This is a genomic window from Streptomyces virginiae (genome assembly GCF_000720455.1).
GTDB lineage: Bacteria > Actinomycetota > Actinomycetes > Streptomycetales > Streptomycetaceae > Streptomyces > Streptomyces virginiae.
This window is the reverse complement of sequence record NZ_JOAK01000014.1, coordinates 25,765-42,203: the sequence shown is the minus strand read 5'-3', so window position 1 is coordinate 42,203 and position 16,439 is coordinate 25,765. Positions and strand designations below refer to the sequence as shown.

Below are 16,439 nucleotides of genomic sequence, written 5' to 3'. Positions count from 1 at the left end.
GGTGCTCAGTGGTCCTGCACCACGGTGGTACGGGCCTCGGCCACCGCGCGCCGCCGCTGGGTCAGGGTGAGCGTGACCGCGACGGACGGCCGGCCCTCGTCGTCCCGCCCGAGCGGTCCGGCCACCGCGACGCAGCGCAACGGCAGTTCGCGCTCCGCGGGCCCGCGGAAGTGGATCTGGCAGGCGCCGAGCGTGCTGTGCGCGGAGCTCAGCCCGTGCGTGCGGCCCGCGGCGAGCAGCGAGGTCTGGCGCAGCGCCTCCAGTAGGTGCAGGCCGGAGTACTGGCCGTCCGCGCCGGTGAACACCGGGCTGACGGGGGTCGGGAGCAGCCAGGTGCTCAGCCGGCCGCGCGAGACGTCGGTGGGTTCGCTGATCACGATGTTCTCGGGCGCGTAGCGGCCCGCCTCGGCGGAGTCGGCCGGGCGCAGCGGACCGTCCGGCGCGTCGTCGATCTCCGGCGCGGCCTGCAGGGCCCGCCGCGAGTGCTCCACGTGCTTGCGGTACAGCTTCGGCATGAGGAAGACCAGCCCGGCCGCTCCCGTCGCGCACGGGCGGCCGTCGATGGTCACCCGGAGGTCGAAGTCGAGCCCGCGCGGTACCTCGGCCACCACGTTCGCCGGACGGGCCCGGATGTGGGTGGCCAGGGGCACGGGACGGGGGCCGCCCGGGTCCGTGCGCCAGGCGGAGAGGTCGGTGAAGTCGAGGGAGAAGCGGTAGAACAGGCCGGGCCGATCGTCGGGGACGCCGAAGTAGCGGTGGCCGACGAACTCGCCGATCTCGCGGACCGTCTCGGTGGCGATCTGCAGGTCGTGGAAACGGCCCGGGCCGTCGTTGAAGAGCGGGTGGGTGACGGGAGTCGCGCCGACGAGGGTGAAGTTCTCCTCACCCAGGCTGGGTGCGTCGAGGGCGTAGTACGCCCGCGAGGGCGGACGGTGGATCAGGTGCTGGGTGCCCGCGGTCGCATGTCCATGGATGGTGGGGGGCGAGGTCGTGCCGTTGTCGACTGTCATGTCCCTCTCCTTCTCTGCAGCCATGGTGGGGCCGCCGCGGAGCGGGCAGCCAGCCGGAGCCGGTGTCAGCAAAGTGCATGGCAGGAACTCGTCCGGCCCGCCGGCCGGTCCGCAGGGCCGGGGCTTTAGCGACGTCCATGCCGCCTGCCGGAGTGTGGGTACCGGAGAGCCTCCGTCAAGTCCCGCACAGCTATGGGGACTTCACGGCCCGAGCCAAGGCCCCGCCCCCTCGGGGCATCCCCCACCCTTCGGGCGCGGGGCCTTGGCACCCCTGACCCGCCCCCGTCCCCCCCCCGTCCCCCCCGTCCGCCCGTTCGCCCGTTCACCCCGCTCTCCCCGATCCCGGAAGGGAGCCCCCGATGGCCACCACAGGGACCGCGCGCACGCGAGGCGTGCCCCCGCCCGCGCCCGCGCCCCCGCCCGCGCCCGCGCCCGGGCCGGCGGCCGGCCCGCCGGCCCGGCTGCGGTTCGGCTACGCCTCGGGATCCCTCGTCACCGCGACCTTCACCACCCTCCCGGGCCTGCTGCTGCTCCCGTACCTCACCGACACCCTCGGCGTGGGCGCGGCGCTGGCGGGCCTCGTCGTGTTCGTGCCCAAGGCCTGGGACGCCCTGCTCAACCCGCTCGTCGGCCGCGCCAGCGACCGTACCCGCACCCGCTGGGGCGCCCGCCGCCCGTACGTCCTGTGGGGCGGGCTCGCCATGGCCGCGGCCTTCGCGCTGACGTTCGCGGGCCCGCTTCCGGGCACCGCGGGCGCCTGGTTCACGGCGGCCGGATACCTGCTCACCGCCACCGCCTTCGCCTTCTTCCAAGTGCCGTACGTGGCCATGCCCGCGGAGCTCGCCACCCGCGACGAGGACCGCATGCGCCTGGTCGGCGGGCGGGTCGCGGTCATCGGGGTGGCCGCCCTCGTCACCGGAGCCGCCGCCCCCGCCCTGATCGACGCAGGGGGCGGCGGCCTCGCGGGGCACCGCTGGGCCGGCGTGTTCGGCGCCGTGGTCATCGCCCTCGGCGCGCTCTGGGTCTTCGCCGGCACCTCCGGCTCCGGTCCGCCGGTGCGGGTCCGGGCCGCCGACAGCGAGCCCGGCCTGCACCGCCAGTTCGCCGCGGCCCGCGCCAACCCCTCCTTCGCGGCGCTGCTGCGGTGCGCGGTCGTCCAGTCCGCGGCCACCGGCGTCCTGCTCGCGGGCGCCCCGTACTTCGCCGACCACGTGCTGCGGGACTCCGCCGGGGTGGGCCCCCTCGTCGTCGCGTTCGTCGCCCCCAACCTGCTGACCGTCCCGCTCTGGTCGCGGCTGCGCGGCCGCCGCGGCCACGCCCTCGCGTCCGCGCTGTTCGCCGCCGGCTGCCTGCTCCTCCTCGCGGCCCCCGTGCTGCCCGACGCCGCGGTGCTGGCCGTCATGGCCCTCGCCGGCACCGGCCACGCCGGCCAACTGCTGTTCCTGTACGCCATGCTGGCGCAGTGCACCGCCCGCAGCGAGCAGCGCAGGGCGGGCGCCCTGTCCGGGCTGTTCACCACCGGCGAGGGCCTCGGGGTCGCCGCCGGGCCCTTCGTCTACGGACTGGTCCTCCAGCTCTCCGGCTACGTCTCCTCCGGCACCGGCCGCGCCGCCGAGCAGGGCGCGACCGCCGAACTGGGCCTGCTGGCCGGCTTCGCGGCCCTGCCCGCCCTCGCCACCGCGGCCGCCGTCGTACTGCTGCGCGGGTACGACCGCCCGCCCGCCCCTACCGACCCCTGATCCGCCGTCGTACGGGTGGCACGGGTATGCGGCGCCCCGTAGCCGCAGGATGATGGGGCGATCGTGAATCGGGCGCATCGGGGGATGGCGTGACGTACGCACAAGGATGGGACGCGGCCCAGGTCGGCTTCGGCCCGGGCGTGCGCGCCCTGGTCGAGGAGGAGCTCCTCCCCGACCGCGGCGTCGTCGTCCGCACCGGGACGTACGTCGTCGATCCGCCCTTCTTCGGCAACGGCGACATCGGCCGCGTGGCCGTCTGCGGCGCCGTCAACGAACTGGCCGTCACCGGCGCCGAACCCCGCCACATCGCCCTCGGCATCGTGCTGGAGGCCGGGCTCCCGCTGGAGCTGGTCCACCGGCTGACCGCGTCGGTGCGCAGCGCCGCCGCCGAGGCCGGGGTCGCCATCGCCGCGGTCGACACCCAGGTCGTCCGCGCGGGCGAGGCCGACCGGGTCTTCGTCACCACGACCGCGTTCGGGGTGGCGGCGGACGGCTCCCCACCGGAACTCCACTCGGTCCGGCCGGGGGACCGCATCGTCGTCACCGGGCCGCTCGGCAGCCACGCCGCCCACCTGGTGTCGCTGCGCGACGGCCTGGGCTACGAGCACCACGTACCCAGCGACTGCGCCCCCCTGGGCGGCCTGCTGCGGACGGTGGTCGCCGACGTCCGCCACGCCCGGACCGTGGTCGCGGGCGGTCTGGCCGAGGTGCTGCGCCAGAGCGCGGCGGGCCGCGGCCTGACGCTGCGCGTCGACGAGTCCGCCCTGCCCGTACGCCACGCGGCCCGGGTGGCCCTCGGCGCCCGCGGCATCGCGCCGCTGGACGCGGCGTGCGCCGGGTGCCTGTGCCTGTTCGTCCCGCCCGGGCGCACCGGCCGGGTCCTGGCCGCGCTGCACGCCCACCCCCACGGCCGACGGGCCGCCGTCGTCGGCGAGGTCACGGCCGACCCCATGGGCGACGTCGAGTTCCTTTCCCCCGACGGGCGCCTGCGCACGCGCACCGTCCCCGCCGGCTCCGTTCCCGAACGCCTCCTCTGACTCCTCCCAAGTGCGTTGGGTGAACAGTCGGTTGATCCGAGGGTGGAGCGGCCCGCGGGCGCATATGCTCGGCGCGTACTTCCGTACACCTGAGCACCGGAACGCCTGAACACCCGCACGCCCGTGCATACGCACGCCCGTGCGCAGCACGTCTCACGAACCGTAAGGGGACCGCGCCGTGAGTGTCCGCATTCAACCCACCTCGCAGGTCGACGAGAGCGCCGAGCTCGGCGAGGGGACCACGATCTGGGATCTGGCGCAGATACGCGAGGAGGCCCGGCTCGGGCGCGGGTGCATCGTGGGGCGCGGCGCGTACGTCGGGCCGGGCGTGCGGATCGGCGACCACGTGAAGCTCCAGAACTACGCCCTCGTGTACGAGCCGGCCGAGCTCGGCGACGGGGTGTTCATCGGCCCGGCCGCGGTCCTCACCAACGACTTCTACCCGCGCGCGGTCGACCCCGACGGCACCCTCAAGCGCGACGGCGACTGGGAGGCCGCCGGGGTCGTCGTGGCCGAGGGCGCCTCGCTGGGGGCCCGGTCGGTGTGCGTGGCGGGGGTGCGCGTCGGGCGCTGGGCCCTCGTCGCGGCCGGTGCGGTGGTCTCCAAGGACGTGCCGGACTTCGCCCTCGTGGCGGGGGTGCCGGCCCGCCGGATCGGCTGGGTGGGCCGGGCCGGAGTCCGCCTCGTGGCGCGCGACGGTGAGCCGGGCACGTGGGAGTGTCCGCGCACCGGGGCGCTGCACGACGAGAAGGACGGCACGCTCGTCGAGCGAAACTGACGGAATGTCGGCAATTTAGGCCACAAGCATTTCCTCAAAACCACAATCAATGAACATCCGTGGGCATAACGTGTCCCTGCACACGGGATCTGAGCAGGCAACAGGCCTTGTTCAGTGGGGGGTTGTGTACGACGAGGGCACCGCGGGCAGCGCCCGGCGGAGCGTGGTTCCACCGCGCCCGCCGACACTGCCGTGCGCGCGTGTCCCGGTCCGAGGCATCGCTGGGGGGATCCAGACGGCAGCCTTCGGACGGCTCGTGCCCGCGGCGTCGCAACGCCGCGGCCACGGGCGCCGTCACGCGCAGTCCCCCTCCGCGGAATGACGACCGCCAGGTCCGTCCGAGGAGCGATCAGAGGGGGTAGGTGTGTTGGAGCCGAGGAGCTCGGACATGCGGGGTGCGAGCGGCACCCGGGGAGTCGGGGTGGGGACCCGATGACCATCACACGATTAGCAGCACTGGCCGAAGAGGACCCGAAGCTGCACGCGCTGGCGCAGCGGCTGCTCGGGCTGGCCGAGGCGGGTCTGCCCGCCATGTATCTGCCCGAGGCCGAGACCTTCGCCTTCACCAGGGCCGCGGCGGTCTCGCCCGAGGGTGCCCGCCGCCTGGAACTGCGGGGCACCAGCACCCGGTACGCGGCCATCACCGCGCTGGGCGCCCGGTTCCTGCCCGAGGGCCGCCAGCGCGCCCTGTTCGGCGGACGCTCCGCCGAGGAGTTCACCGGGCTGCTGGTGGAACGGCTGCCCGGGGTGGTCAACCTCGGCGACGCGGCGCTCATCGCCTGGGCCGCCGCCGAGACCGGCCACCCGAAACTGTCCGACGCACTCGACCGGGTCGCCGCCCTGGACCTGCCCGGCCGGCCCCAGTACACGGTCGAGGCGGCCTGGGTGCTCTCCGCCCTCGCGGCCGCGCGCGCCGTGGTGGACGTGGAGGACCGCCTCGCGGCCGCCCGCGCCCGCCTGCTGACGGCCAGGACGGGCAGCGGCCCGCTGTTCGCGCACGCCACCGGCCCGGGACTGGTGCCCGGCTACCGCTCGCACGTGGCCTGCTTCGCCGACCAGACCTATCCGCTGCAGGCACTGGCCCGGCTGCACGCGAGCGGCGACGACCCGGAGGCACTCGCGGCCGCCGACGCGTGCGCCACCCGCATCGTCGACCTCCAGGGCGACGGCGGACAGTGGTGGTGGCACTACGACGCCCGCGAGGGCGGCGTGATCGAGGGCTACCCCGTCTACAGCGTCCACCAGCACGCGATGGCCCCGACCGCCCTGTTCGACCTGGCCGAAGCGGGCGGCACGGACTTCGCCGCGGCGGTCCGCCGGGGACTGCGCTGGATGACGGCAGTGCCCGAACTCACCGGGCCCGCCGCGACCCCGCGCGAGCCGATGATCCGCGAGGACCTCGGCGTCACCTGGCGCAAGGTCTACCGCGGCGACCCCAGGAAGGCCGTCCGGGCCGCCCGCGGGCTCACCACCCGCCTCGCCCCGCACGCCCGGCTCGCACCCCTGGACGCACTCTTCCGCCCCCGGTGGGTGGACCGGGAGTGCCGCCCGTACGAGTTCGGCTGGATGCTGTTCGCCTGGCTCGGGGGGCCGCAGAGATGAGCCGTAGCACCCTCTTCGGGATCACGCTCGACCCCCTGACCATGGACGAGACCGTCCAGCGCTGCCTCGACGCCGTACGGCGCGGGGAGCAGATCGAGATCGGCATGGTCAACGCCGCGAAGCTGGTCAACATGCGGCGCGACCCGGCCCTCGCCGAGGCGGTGTCCGGCTGCGACCTCGTCCTGGCCGACGGCCAGGCCGTCGTCTGGGCCGGCCGCGTCCTGGGCGTCCGGCTGCCCGAACGCGTCGCGGGCATCGACCTGTTCATGCGCCTGCTCGCCGCCGCCGAGGTCGCGGACATCCCCGTCTACCTCCTCGGCGCCCAGCAGCAGGTGCTGGAGATGATGCTCGCCCAGATCTCCGAACGCTTCCCGGAACTGCGGGTCGCGGGCAGCCGCAACGGCTACTTCGGCGACGCCGAGCAGGAGGGGATCGCCGACGCCGTCGCCGACAGCGGCGCACGACTGCTGTTCCTCGGCATGACCTCGCCCAAGAAGGAGATCTTCACCGCCGGCTACGGCAAGCGCACCGGCGCCCACGTCGTCCACGGCGTCGGAGGCTCCTTCGACATCCTCGCCGGCATCACCAAGCGGGCCCCCCTGGCATGGCAGCGGATGGGCCTCGAATGGTTCTACCGCACCCTCCAGGAGCCGCGCCGCCTCGGCAGGCGCTACCTCACCACCAATGCCGCCTTCCTCGTCATGACGGTCCGGGAGCTCATCCACCGCACCCCGTCTGCAGGTTCCGCGAACAGGAGTCACTGCTGATGCGCGTCGTCGTCGTGGGACAGGGATACGTCGGCCTTCCCCTGGCCATCCGGGCCGCCGAAGTCGGCCACCAGGTGATCGGCTACGACGTCGACGCGCGGCGGGTCAAGAGCCTCGCCGCCGGAGAGTCGTACGTCGAGGACGTCAGCTCCGAACGCCTCGCCCGCGCCCTGGAGCGCGGCGCCTACCGGCCCAGCGAACTCGCCCGGGACTGCGGCGGATTCGACGTCGCCGTCGTCACCGTCCCCACCCCCTTACAGGACGGGGCGCCCGACCTGCGCTACATCGAGGAGTCGGCCCACACCCTGGCCCGCTTCCTGCGCCCGGGCGCGACCGTGGTCCTCGAGTCCACCACCTACCCGGGCACCACCGAGGAGCTGTTCGCCCCGATCCTGGAGGACGGCTCCGGCCTCACCGCCGGCGCCGACTTCCACCTGGGCTACAGCCCCGAGCGCATCGACCCGGGCAACACCGTCTGGGGCTTCCAGCAGACGCCCAAGGTCGTCTCCGGGGTCGACGCCGCCTCCCTGAAGGCCGTCGAGGCCTTCTACGGGCAGCTCGTCGACACCACCGTGCCCGTGCGCTCGCCCAAGGAGGCCGAGCTGGCGAAACTGCTGGAGAACACCTTCCGGCACGTGAACATCGCCCTCGTCAACGAGATCGCCATGTTCGCCCGCCACCTCGACATCGACGTCTGGCAGTCCATCGAGGCCGCGTCCAGCAAGCCCTTCGGCTTCATGAAGTTCACCCCGGGACCGGGTGTCGGCGGACACTGCCTGCCCATCGACCCCTCGTACCTGAACTGGCGCGTCCAGCGCGAACTCGGCCAGAACTTCCGCTTCGTCGAACTCGCCAACGACATCAACAACCACATGCCCGAATACGTCACCCGCCGCGTGATCGACGCCCTCAACACCAAGCGCCGGTCCGTCAACGGCTCCCGGGTCCTGCTGCTCGGCCTCGCGTACAAGAAGAACACCGGCGACGCACGCGAGTCGCCCGCCGTACGCATCGCCGAGCTGCTCCTCGACATGGGCGCCAAGGTCCGCGCGGTCGACCCGCACGTGGTGGAGAGCGTCAAGGTCGACGCACGCCTCGCCCGCGTCGAGGCGACCCGCAAGGAACTGGCGGCCGCCGACGTCGTCGTCCTGCTCACCGACCACGACTCCTTCGACTACCAGATGATCAGCGAGCACGCCACCTACGTCCTCGACACCCGCAACCGCATGACCGGCCCGAAGGTGGAGGTGCTCTGAACCCATGACCAGGATCGTCTGCGTCGCCGGGGCGCGCCCCAACTACATGAAGATCAAACCGGTGATGGACGCCCTGGAGCGCCGCGGCGCCGAGGTGGTCCTCGTCCACACCGGACAGCACTACGACGAGTCCATGAACGACGTCTTCTTCCGCGACCTCGGCATCCGGCCGCCCGACCGGTACCTGGGCGCCGGATCGGGCAGTCACGCCCAGCAGACCGGCCGGGTGATGGCCGCCTTCGAGCCGCTCGTCGAAGAACTGGCCCCGGACGCCGTGGTGGTGGTCGGGGACATCAACTCCACCCTCGCCTGCGCCCTGGTGACCGCGAAGGCCGGCCCGCTGCTGGCCCACGTGGAAGCGGGCCTGCGCAGCCGCGACTGGAGCATGCCCGAGGAGGTCAACCGGGTCGCCACCGACCGGGTCAGCGACTACCTGCTGGCCCCCTCGCCGGACGCCGCGGCGAACCTGCGCGCGGAGGGCTACCGCGAGGACCAGATCCACCTCGTCGGCAACGTCATGATCGACACCCTCCTCGCCAACCTCGACCGGGCCCGGCAGTCCGACGTCCTGGACCGCCACGGCCTCACCCGCGGCGGATACGGCCTGGTCACCCTGCACCGGCCGGCCAACGTGGACGACCCCGGAGCGCTGCGCGGCCTGCTCAAGGCCCTCGGCGAGATCGCCGGCCGATGCCCGCTGCTGCTGCCCGTGCATCCGCGGGCCGCCCAGCGCCTGGCCGAACTGGGCGTACCCGACGGCATCCGGCTCGTACCGGCCGCCGGGTACCTCGACTTCATCGCCCTGCAGGACTCCGCCCGGCTGGTGCTCACCGACTCCGGGGGCGTCCAGGAGGAGACCACCGCGCTGGGCGTGCCCTGCGTGACCCTGCGGGAGAACACCGAGCGCCCCGTCACCGTGGCGGAGGGCACCAACGTCCTGGCCGGCACGGATCCCGACCGGATCGTCGCCACCGTGGACAAGGTGCTCGACGACCCGCCCGCACCGCGCTGCCCCGCCCTGTGGGACGGCCGCGCCAGCGAGCGCATCGCCGCCGTCCTCCTGGACGGCGGACCCGCCCGTACCCGGCCCAGACCCACCGACCTCGTGCCGGCCGCCGGGCACGGACCGCAGTAACCGGAACATCCGCAACAAGGGGGAAGACCATGGATCTCGCCGAGATATGGCGGGTCATGCGCAGGCGCTGGTACGTGCTGCTGCCCGGACTGCTGCTGACAGCGGCACTGACCACCGCCGTGCACCTGCTGATCCCGGTGGAATACCAGTCTCAGAGCACCGTGACGCTGCTCAACTCGTCGAAGGCCACCGAGGCCTTCGACGGCAACCCCTTCCTCAGCACGCAGGCCTCGCTCACCGGCATGGCCGACGGCCTCGCCCGCAACCTCAACTCGGACGGCGCCAAAGCCGACCTCAAGGCCCTCGGCGTCACCGGCAAGCACGAGGTGAAGATCGCCGACAACGCCCAGGGCCCCTTCATGTGGCTGACCGTCACCGGCACCGACCCGGCAGCCGTCCTCAAGTCCGACGAACTCCTCGCCTCCTACGCCGACAAGAGGCTCAAGGAGTTCCAGACCCAGCAGTCCGTCGCCCCCGCGGCCATGATCCGGATGGCGACCATCGTGCCCCCGCAGAAACCGCAGGCGCAGACCAAGACCCGGCTCCAGTACATCGTGATGGTGGGCGCGCTCGGCTTCGTCCTCAGCCTCGTCGCCACCTTCTTCGTCGAGGCCCGGCGGCGCACCCCGCGCGGGAAGGACCGCCCGGCCCCGGCCGGGACGCCGGCCGTGCCCGCCACCGCCGGACCCGGCGCCGCGACGCCCGCCGCGACCGACGAGACCATGGCACTGCGCACGGTCGGCTCCGGCGGGGCGGGTTCACCGTGACCGACACCGGTACCAGCACGCAGACCACCCCGGCGGCGCCCTCCCTGGGACGCAAGGTCGGCTCCGCGGCCAAGTGGAGCCTGGTCAACACCGTCGTCATGCGCCTCGGCAACTTCGCTACCGGCATCGTCCTCGCCCGCTACTTCCTCGGGCCCGAGGCCTGGGGCGTGTACGGGATCGCCCAGACCGTCCTGCTCGTCCTGCTCTCCGCGAACGAACTCGGCGTCTCCCTCGCCATCGTCCGCTGGGAGGGCGACCCGCGCCGCTTCGCCCCCACCGTCCTCACCCTCAGCGCCGCCTCCAGCTGCCTGCTGTACGCCGTGCTGTTCGCGACCGCCCCGGCCGTCGCCGACGTCCTCGGCTCGCCGGAGGCGTCCGGAGTCCTGCGGGTCATGTGCCTGTGCGTGGTCCTCGACGGCCTCTCCCAGGTCCCGGCCGGTTTCCTCACCCGGGAGTTCGCGCAGGGCCGGCGGATGGCCGTCGACGCGCTCAACTTCGTCCTCAGCACCGCGGTCACCCTGCTGCTGGCCGTCCAGGGCTGGGGCGCCATGAGCTTCGCCTGGGGTTCCGTCGTCGGCAACGTCGCCGCCCTCATCGGCTGCTGCCTCGCCGCGCCCGGCACCCTGAAGTTCGGCTGGGACAGGGAACAGGCCCGCGCACTGCTGAAGTTCGGCCTCCCGCTCGCCGGAGCCAGCATGCTCGCCCTCGGCGTGGTCAACGTCGACACCATGGTGGTGGGCTCCACCCTGGACCCCCTCGCCCTCGGCTTCTACGTACTCGCCTTCAACATCTCCGGCTGGCCCGTCCGCATCATCTCCGAAGCCGCCCGCCGCGTCTCCTTCGCCGGCTTCTCCCGGCTGGCCGACTCACCACAGGCACTGGCCGCCGGCTTCGCCCGCGCCCTCGGCGTGGTGACGGCGGCCACCGTCCCGCTCTGCGTCCTGCTCGCCGCCCTCGCCGCACCCGTCATCGGGCTCGTCTACGGCGAACGCTGGCTGCCCGCGGCCGGCGCCCTGCCCTGGCTCATGGCCCTGGGCCTGGTCCGCATCGGCTGCGAACTCGCCTACGACTGCCTGCTCGCCATCGGCCGGCGCCGCTCCCTCATCGGGGTCCAGGGCCTGTGGCTGCTCATCCTGATCCCGGCCCTCGTGATCGGCGCCCGCGGCGGCGGGATCGTCGGCGTGGCACAGGGGCACGTCGTCGTCGCCTGCGCCGTCGTGGTCCCGGTCTTCCTGCTCGCGCTGCACCGCGGCGGCATCCGCCTGCCTACCCTCGTACGGGCCTGCGCCTGGCCGCTGCTCGGCGGCGCCGTGATGACCGCCGTGCTCCTCCTGCTGGAACGCTCCCTCGGCGACTCCGTGCCCGCGCTCCTCGCGACCGCGACCGCCGGCACCCTGTGCTACGCCGTATGCCTCCTGCCCGCCCGAAAAACGCTCCGAGGATAGGCGACCGGCCATGACACGCAACCGCAGGCGCCTCGTGGCGTGGCTGCTCGCCGGAGTGGTGCTCGCCGTCGTCCTCACCCTGTACGACGCCGACCGCACCGGGGTGAGCGACCCGAAGGCCGCCCCCTCCGCGACACCGTCGGCCGCCCTGCCCGGGACGGCGATGCCCGCCCCCACCGCCACGCCGAGCCCCTCGGCCACACCCTCCCCGGCGGCCCCGCCGGGATCGGGCGACCCGTCGCCCGCCCCCTCACCCACCGCCTGCACCTCACCCGGGGCCTGCGGATACCCCGACGCGAACAGCACCGGCCCGCGGATCGCCCTGGAGCGGCACGACACCGGCAACATGTCGGTCAAGAAGGACGGCACGGTCATCAAGGGCTGGGACATCCGCGGCTCGCTCGACGTCTACGCCAACGACGTCACCGTCATCGACAGCAGGATCACCTCCACCAACTGGTGGGGGATCAACCTGCGCCCCGGCTTCAGCGGGCTGAAGGTCCTGCACACCACCATCACCGCCGTACCGGGCAAGGGCCCCGACAACGGAGGCGTCAACTACGCCGTGTCCAACATGGGCGGCAGCTCCATCGAGGTCGGCTGGTGCGACATCTCGGTGTTCGGCAACGCCCTGTCCATGGGCCAGGGCGACCTGCACGACAACTACGTGCACGACCTCGTCGCCTTCCGCAACCAGGGCGGCGAATGGCAGCACACCGACGCCGTCATCAGCGGCGGCGGCAACAAGGGCCGGCTGACCGTCCGGCACAACACCCTGCTCAACGCCACCCCCGTCGACAAGGGCGCCACCGCCGCGGTGGGCCTCTTCGCCGACACCGGAGTCGTCTCCTCCGTCCTCGTCGAGGACAACTGGCTCGCCGGCGGCGCGTACGCGCTCTACGGCGGCGGCCCGGGCGCCACCGGTATCCGGGTCACCGGCAACGTCTTCTCCACCCAGTACCACCCGGCCAGTGGAGCCTACGGCCCCGTCACCGCCTGGAACGCGGGCGGCGCCGGGAACGTGTGGAAGGACAACCGCATGTCCGACGGCCGCCCGGTGGAACCCGCCCCCTGACACCCCACCCCACCACGGAGATTCCACGATGCGCCGTATCGCCCGGGCCCCCTGGGAACTGCTCAAGCGGGCCTTCGGCTGGCTGGTGCTCTTCGAGGCCCGCAACAAGCTCCTGCTCCTGCCCTCCGCCGTACGGCTGCGGCGTTTCGAGGACACCGAGACCACCCGCCTCGCAGCCCTCCTGGGCCGGCCGCCGTACGCCCGGGTCGCCACCGTGATCGCCACCCACCGGCGCCCCGACGCGCTGCGCGCGGCCGTCCGCTCCGCCCTGGCCCAGACCGTCGCCGACCAGGTGGTCATCGTCGTCGACGACGGCGCCGGACTGCCCGAACTGCCCACGGACCCGCGCCTTTTCGCGGTCTCCCTGGCCCGCAACACGGCGACCGCAGGAGTCGTGCGCAACGTGGGCATCCGGCTCACCCGCTCCCGGTACGTGGCCTTCCTCGACGACGACAACCTGTGGGAGCCCGACCACCTGGAGCAGGCCCTGACCGCACTGGACGCGGCCGGCGGACCCGACGCCGTCTACACCGCGCTGCGCAGGGTGCTGCCGGACGGCACCGAGCGCGACGTCCTGTCGGTGCCGTTCGACCGCCGCCGCGCCGCCCACGAGGCATTCCTGGACACCAACGCCTTCGTGGCCCGCCGCAGCAGGGCCCTGCACTTCAGCCGGCTGCGGCGCACCCCCCAGGTGCTGCCCCGCGAGGACTGGGAGCTCATCCGACGCTACGCCCGCCGCCACGAGGTACGCCACCTGCCCCGCCCCACCGTCCGCTACCTGGTCAACCCCGGCAGCTTCTACACCGCCTGGGACGGCCCGGCCGGCTGAGGGCCGGGCACGGCGCGCAGGGCCGACGGGCCCGCCAGGGCGCGGGCGGCCGCCAGGCTCGCCGGGCGGCCGAGGGCCGCCCGGGAGGACTCCCGCAGCAGCACGGCCGCCCGGAAGGCGGTGGTGGCCGCGACGCCGTGGCGGCGCCGGTAGAGCCGGACCCGGTTGACCGTCAGCAGCGTCCACAGCCGCGGCGACACCTGGGAGTCCCCGCCCAGGTGGGTGGCCGAGGCCGACGGCTCCAGCCTCGTCACGAAACCGAGGTCCCGGGCCCGCAGGCAGTACTCGGTCTCCTCCGAGTACAGGAAGAACGACTCGTCCCACGGCCCGCACGCGGCCAGGCACTCCCCGGACAGCGCCATCAGCGCCCCCGTCGCCCAGTCCGCAACCGTCCGCCGCCCGTAAGCGGCCGGGTCCGTGACCAGCTCGCTCCAGCGCGGGAAGCGGCCCGCCCGGCGGTTGCCGACCACCGCCTCGCCGAGCGCCCGGGTCACGCTGGACTCGCGGCGCAGCGAGTGCAGCAGCGTCCGGCCGTCCTCCTCGTACAGCAGCGGGACGCTGATCCCGACCCGGCCGCCGCCGGGGCCCGCCTCGCCCAGCGCGTCGACGAGCAGCTTCGCGCAGCCCTGCCGCATCCGGACGTCCGGATTGCACACCAGGGCGGCCCGGAAGCCGCCCTCCCACCCGGCGGCGGCCGCCAGCGCGGCGTTCACCCCGGCCGCGTAGCCGGCGTTGCGCCCGGTCTGGACGACCGTCGCGTCCGGAGCCAACGAGCGCACCACCTCCACCGTGGCGTCGGCGGAGTCGTTGTCGGCGACGACGAGGCGCCAGTCGAGCCCGGCCATGCCCTCCGGCAGCGAGGCGAGGAACTCCGGCAGGACCTCCGCACTGTTCCAGGTGACGACGAGGACCGCTACCGGACCGGAGCCGGAGGAGCCGGGGAGGGACTCGGGAGATGCTGATCGGCGGGAAGACATGGGAACTCCACGGATCGGGGCTTCGGCGCCGCGCGCCGGATGAAGCCGAGGTAACTGCCTCCGGCGGCGATCGTCAGGAAGAACATCCCGGCGAACATCGGGAAGCTGAGTGCGTCGAACGTGGCACTGACGACCAGGGCGACGACCGCGGAGGCGAAGAACGCCTGCCCCAGCTCCCGGTCGGACTCGCCGACGGCCAGCCGGCGGATCGCCCCGCCCTGGTGGATACCGGTGAGGAAGAGGAACACGAGCGCGAGCAGCCCCAGGAACCCCATCTCGGCGAGGGTCAGCATGTACTGGTTGTCGGTGAAGAAGTAGAGCTCGGGAATGAAGGTGCCCAGACCCCGCCCGAACAGCGGGCGCTCGTCCAGGTACGGGACGATCGCGCTGTACTTCACGGTACGGGCCTGGGTACTGCTGTCGGAGTTGGACAGGAAGGACGCGAACAGGGCGGTGATGGTGCCGATCAGCCCCGGGATGATCACTTTGAAGCAGGCGACCGCGCCCGCCAGCACACCGATCGCGGTCCACCGCCGCTGCGGCTTCCATCGCGGCACCATCACCAGGATCACGATCAGCGCCCCGATGATCGAGGTGCGCGACACCGTCAGCGGCAGCGCCCCGCCCATCAGCGCCACCGGCCCCCAGCGGCGCCAGGCCTTCAGGTGGCGGCGTACCGGATCGAAGGCCTGCTGCACGGCGAAGGGCAGCAGCAGCGCCAGCATCCCGCCGAACTCCAGCGGCTGCGCCGTCGTGGACCGGGGCCGGGTGAACGCCCCGCGGTCCAGGGTCGTGATCTGGGGGACGCCCGACGTCAGCCCCGGGATGCTGATGCTGTCGGCGATGTTGGTCGCGGTGAAGAAGTCGTAGAACCCGACGGCCGCCACGATCGTGCCCATCACCACGGCCCGGCGCATCAGGACGTCCAGGCGCGTACGGTCCTGGATCCCGGCGGAGACCAGCACCACCAGCGACACCCACACCAGCAGGGCGATCAGGCCGCGGTCCGCGCCGAGCAGCTCCTTGCGCACGCTCCCGCGGCCCGCGTTCGCGATGTAGGAGGCCAGCACCGACACGGCCAGCAGCCACATCGCCACCCGCGGCAGCCGGGTCCCGGCCGCCGGCCTGATCCGGCCGGCGAGCCAGGTCGCCAGATACCAGAACAGGGCCAGCAGGGCGAACACGTTGGCCGGGGTCCCCACCCCGCCCAGGCCCGGCAGCGTCAGGTTCGACGGGATGAAGAACGCCAGCGCCAGATACCCGGTGAGCAGCGCGGTGGCGTCCACATGGCGGCCCCGCGACCTGCGGCGGGCGGCCCGGCCCGGCGTGCCGGCGGCCTCGGCGGCCCTCTCGCGCCTGCGCCGGCGGGCCGCCGCCAGCGCGTCCGCCACGAAGGAGAGGACGAACCCGCCGCCGACACCGAGGATGAGGACCCCCAGAACCTGCTGGTAGCGGCTCTTGAGCTGCGGCACCGGGGTCTGCGGCAGCACCACCGGCGCGGTCTGCACCATGTACGCCGGCTGCACCTTGGCCGCCGCCTGCAGCGCGTTGAGCTGCTCCCCGGCGAAACCCGTCAGGAGGTTGGTCTCCTCCAGCACCTTCTCCCGGTCGGTGCCCGTGACCGTCAGCGTCAGCAGCGGCCCCGATGTGTTCGCGGCGAACCCGACGGTGTAGGGATCGGTCACGCCCAGGCTGTGCAGTTCACGGGCGGCGTCCGCCCCCGACAGCGTCCTGATCAGCACGTCCGCGGTCACCACCAGGGCGCCGCCCGCGTTGGAGATGGGATTGCCGAAGGCGGGCGGCAGCTTGGCCGCCGCCGAGGAGTCCAGCAGCGCCACCGAACTCTGCGACTGGTACGCCACCGGCACCGACCGGTACAGGTGCAGCGCCGCCAGCAGGCTGAGCACGATCGCCGGCACGATCACGTACCACCGCCGGCGCAGCACCGCGCCCATTTCACGAATGCTCACGAACACCCCTGCCGGGTAACGGATTTGATGGCGGACCTACCCGGGTCCTGCA

Annotated in this window: 14 protein-coding genes; 11 read left to right on the top strand and 3 right to left on the bottom strand. The window is 73.3% G+C overall.

Annotated features, from left to right (window positions below; translation table 11 throughout):
• Positions 1–5: 5 nt before the first annotated feature.
• Entirely contained in the window at positions 6–1,010 is a 1,005-nt protein-coding gene (locus IG86_RS0121325) for an AfsA-related hotdog domain-containing protein (protein WP_030826159.1), read from the bottom strand.
• A gap of 359 nt (positions 1,011–1,369) precedes the next feature.
• On the opposite strand from IG86_RS0121325, the gene IG86_RS0121320 reads away from it, so the two are divergent.
• The 11 genes from IG86_RS0121320 (at position 1,370) to IG86_RS0121270 (ending at position 13,440) form a co-directional block, all read left to right on the top strand.
• The gene (locus IG86_RS0121320; RefSeq protein WP_078848224.1) at positions 1,370–2,749 is read left to right on the top strand and encodes an MFS transporter; all 1,380 of its coding nucleotides are present in this window, start codon (positions 1,370–1,372) and stop codon (positions 2,747–2,749) included.
• 89 nt (positions 2,750–2,838) lie between these two features.
• Positions 2,839–3,786, top strand: a complete 948-nt coding sequence (locus tag IG86_RS0121315; protein WP_030832738.1) for an AIR synthase-related protein — start codon at positions 2,839–2,841, stop codon at positions 3,784–3,786.
• Positions 3,787–3,964: 178 nt separating this feature from the next.
• Positions 3,965–4,564 carry an acyltransferase gene (locus IG86_RS0121310; RefSeq protein ID WP_030832735.1) on the top strand — a complete coding sequence of 200 codons (600 nt, stop codon included), beginning with the start codon at positions 3,965–3,967 and terminating at the stop codon, positions 4,562–4,564.
• Between the two features lie 432 nt (positions 4,565–4,996).
• Entirely contained in the window at positions 4,997–6,166 is a 1,170-nt protein-coding gene (locus IG86_RS0121305) for a hypothetical protein (RefSeq protein ID WP_030832732.1), read from the top strand.
• Entirely contained in the window at positions 6,163–6,933 is a 771-nt protein-coding gene (locus tag IG86_RS0121300; RefSeq protein ID WP_030832729.1) for a WecB/TagA/CpsF family glycosyltransferase, read from the top strand. Before IG86_RS0121305 ends, IG86_RS0121300 begins: the two co-directional genes overlap by 4 nt.
• Positions 6,933–8,189: a nucleotide sugar dehydrogenase gene (locus IG86_RS0121295; protein ID WP_030832726.1), complete on the top strand. Its 1,257-nt coding sequence runs from the start codon at positions 6,933–6,935 to the stop codon at positions 8,187–8,189. The genes IG86_RS0121300 and IG86_RS0121295 overlap by 1 nt, the downstream gene beginning before the upstream one ends.
• Positions 8,190–8,193: 4 nt before the next feature.
• Entirely contained in the window at positions 8,194–9,324 is a 1,131-nt protein-coding gene (wecB, locus tag IG86_RS0121290; protein WP_037942801.1) for a non-hydrolyzing UDP-N-acetylglucosamine 2-epimerase, read from the top strand.
• Between the two features lie 29 nt (positions 9,325–9,353).
• Positions 9,354–10,091: a YveK family protein gene (locus IG86_RS0121285; protein ID WP_051785311.1), complete on the top strand. Its 738-nt coding sequence runs from the start codon at positions 9,354–9,356 to the stop codon at positions 10,089–10,091.
• A complete protein-coding gene (locus IG86_RS0121280; protein WP_030898741.1) occupies positions 10,088–11,536 on the top strand; it encodes an oligosaccharide flippase family protein in 1,449 nt (482 codons plus the stop codon). The genes IG86_RS0121285 and IG86_RS0121280 overlap by 4 nt, the downstream gene beginning before the upstream one ends.
• 10 nt (positions 11,537–11,546) lie before the next feature.
• The gene (locus IG86_RS0121275; protein WP_045936582.1) at positions 11,547–12,611 is read left to right on the top strand and encodes a lipoprotein; all 1,065 of its coding nucleotides are present in this window, start codon (positions 11,547–11,549) and stop codon (positions 12,609–12,611) included.
• A 28-nt stretch (positions 12,612–12,639) separates the two neighbouring features.
• Entirely contained in the window at positions 12,640–13,440 is an 801-nt protein-coding gene (locus IG86_RS0121270) for a glycosyltransferase family 2 protein (RefSeq protein WP_030832701.1), read from the top strand.
• Here IG86_RS0121270 and IG86_RS0121265 read toward each other — a convergent pair.
• Together IG86_RS0121265 and IG86_RS0121260 are read right to left on the bottom strand one after the other, a co-directional pair.
• Positions 13,410–14,417 carry a glycosyltransferase gene (locus tag IG86_RS0121265; RefSeq protein WP_045936583.1) on the bottom strand — a complete coding sequence of 336 codons (1,008 nt, stop codon included), beginning with the start codon at positions 14,415–14,417 and terminating at the stop codon, positions 13,410–13,412. The genes IG86_RS0121270 and IG86_RS0121265 overlap by 31 nt on opposite strands.
• Positions 14,354–16,387: an O-antigen ligase family protein gene (locus tag IG86_RS0121260; protein WP_030898737.1), complete on the bottom strand. Its 2,034-nt coding sequence runs from the start codon at positions 16,385–16,387 to the stop codon at positions 14,354–14,356. Before IG86_RS0121260 ends, IG86_RS0121265 begins: the two co-directional genes overlap by 64 nt.
• Positions 16,388–16,439: the final 52 nt, after the last annotated feature.